At 31.8% G+C, this 2,521-nt stretch carries 1 protein-coding gene; it reads right to left on the bottom strand.

The features are described from left to right. Nucleotides 1–489: 489 nt before the first annotated feature. Nucleotides 490–2,043 carry a hypothetical protein gene (locus U9O55_03320; protein ID MEA2088840.1) on the bottom strand — a complete coding sequence of 518 codons (1,554 nt, stop codon included), beginning with the start codon at nt 2,041–2,043 and terminating at the stop codon, nt 490–492. Nucleotides 2,044–2,521 lie beyond the last annotated feature (478 nt).

Genomic DNA, 2,521 nt, shown 5'->3' with positions numbered 1-2,521 from the left:
AAATTTAGTTAATGTAAATTTCTGGAACCGCATATGCAGGTGTTGTACGATGTAAATTTTTTATCTGGTTTTAATCGCTTTAATTCTTTTTTGCGGAAAAGAAAATTTGATTTTTTGTTTTGAAAAAATGGAAGAGGGGAATTAAAGGGGTAAATTCAATTTTTTTAAAACTCCTTATTATTCATCTTTGGATATTATTTTTTTAAATTAATCCAATTGCTATTCCGAGCATAAGGATTATCCACCAAAATATTGACCCTTCTGTTTTGGTTAGTAACCAGAAATAAACAAAAGCTAAAACGAATGATATTATAGATATAATTAATACGGATATTAGTGCATCTCCAAACAGCAATCCAAATATAAATCTTATGACAATCTAAATTAAGGCCGGATACAAAGGTTTTTGGGTCTGGTTTAATACTCTAATTGAAGCTAATAAAATTATAATATTTGCTAAGCTTAACATTTTTTTTCAATTAATTATTATTAATGTAGGGGGTCATATCCATGGGATATTTCTTGACCATCTGAGTAGCCGTCGCCATCTGTGTCGCTATTATTTGGGTCAGTACCATATATTATTTCATCTTCGTCGGTTAAGCCGTCTTTGTCGCTATCCAAGTTGGCGTTAGGTTGGGTTTTTTTTGTAATATCAATAGTTTTAGCTTTAACAACAGCAAAATTATAGCTAGATAAAATGTCATCACTTTGTCCATTGTCATCATTTTGATTAGCACCGACAGAATGTATTGTTGAATCTTTAATATTAACAATAAAAGGTTGCCCGCTGAAAGGGTCATCGGGTAGTTTAATGATATAATTCGGGCTTAAGCTCTGCAGGCTTTGTGGGTATGACTTTTTTTCTAGACGATATTTTTTTATAGCGAATAATATATCAGCTGAATCTATCAATGTATCAATATTACATTTTTTATCACGTACCCCATCCAGGGCAACCATTGTCAGACTAGCCAGCATTTTACCAACTGCATTTTCTGTAAAATAAATTTTCCATGGCAATACTTCCGGTAAATTACCTGTAATGTTTGATGCGTCATAACATGGCTTTTCAAATCTATCTATCATTTGACGATAGTGTTTAATCACAAATTCAAGAGTTTGGTTTGGCTTAAAATAAAAATTATTTTTTGATAAATTTTGCATGTCCTTATCAAGACCTGAATTTTGAACATAGTTAATCGCATTTTTAAAGCTCAAATATTCTACACGGAGCTGGTCGCTGTTATTTGTGGGTCGATATTTTTGAATTTGTTCTTGATAAAATGATAAAATTTCTGAAGGTAAAGATGTATTACTTATTAAAGTCTGCATTGTTTTCAAGCCTTCTTGCTCAATGGCAATTCCAACAAAATAACCTAGTAAATGAATGTTTTTTGATTTTTCTATATCGTGTCCGATTTTTATAATTTTTATTACTTCATTAAAAGCGGACTCTTCTTCGCCTTGTCGCATTAGATAGATCGCTTTTATTGCGTTAATCCTTGCAATTTGGCGCCATGAATTAAGAGCTACAACCGGCATATTTGGTTGTATATTCTCGGGATTTCCTGTTATGTCAAATTGAAATTGTGTTTTATTTGCGGCTTCACTAAAAATTTGTAGGGCTTTTTCGTTTTTATTTAATAATTCTTCGATCAAGTTAATATCCCAATTATTACTTTCTAAAAATTTTAAGTCATTTATACCACTGGGTATGTCAATTTTAATCTGCGCCTTTTTTGTTTGGCCATCCAAAATACTACTTAATTTAATTAGGTCAAAATAACTATTATCATTTTTAGGAATGTTTGCAGCGGACAATACTAAATCACTATCATCTGGAGAAGGAGCGTCTTTGCCATATATTATGTTTAATATATACGGAAAAGAAAATAATAAGATTGTAATAATAATTATGATTGCGACTATCCAAATTGTGATTTTTAGCCACCTCTTTTTTTTCTTTGGTTGATAAACAGATTCGTTAATATCCTGTTCTTCTTGTGTTGTTTGATTGGTTTGATAATTTTGTTCTTTCATGTGATTATTTGTAAATAAATCGTTTTCGTAGCGGAGCGGAGAAAACACAATGTCTCCCCTTTTAAATTAATAAAAAAATCAAATTTTCGTCGTGTTCAAAACACTTAAATATTCAAATCTCCACCAAGATAAAAAATTTATTTCGTACAACGTTTCAGTATATGCGATGTTTTGCGGAGTGAAACGGAGCAAAATATGGGAGAGCGAAGTGCAACGAGCGAACCGCATATACTGTGTTAGGCGAGCCGAACGGAGCGATAGCGGAGTGAGAGCGCAACGTGCCTTGCGTATTTTTGAAAAATTTATCCATTTTATTCCGTTTTTGGTGGGCTTTTTATTATTGTATTTGATTTTTTTGTTTTGAAAAATGGAAGAGGGGCTGGGGGTGAATTCCATTTTTCAAAACTCCTTATTTTTTTTCAATTTGTTCAATCAATGCTTTTGCAACATGCCATATTAAAACTGGTGGTATTGCATT

The organism is Patescibacteria group bacterium (assembly GCA_034660655.1).
Taxonomy (GTDB): domain Bacteria; phylum Patescibacteriota; class Patescibacteriia; order JAACEG01; family JAACEG01; genus JAACEG01.
This window is presented reverse-complemented; position numbering and strand designations above follow the sequence as displayed.

Coding starts and splice junctions, on each gene's coding strand:
- U9O55_03320 (MEA2088840.1), bottom strand. CDS start 2,043: ATGAAAGAACAAAATTATCAAACCAATCAAACAACACAAGAAGAACAG.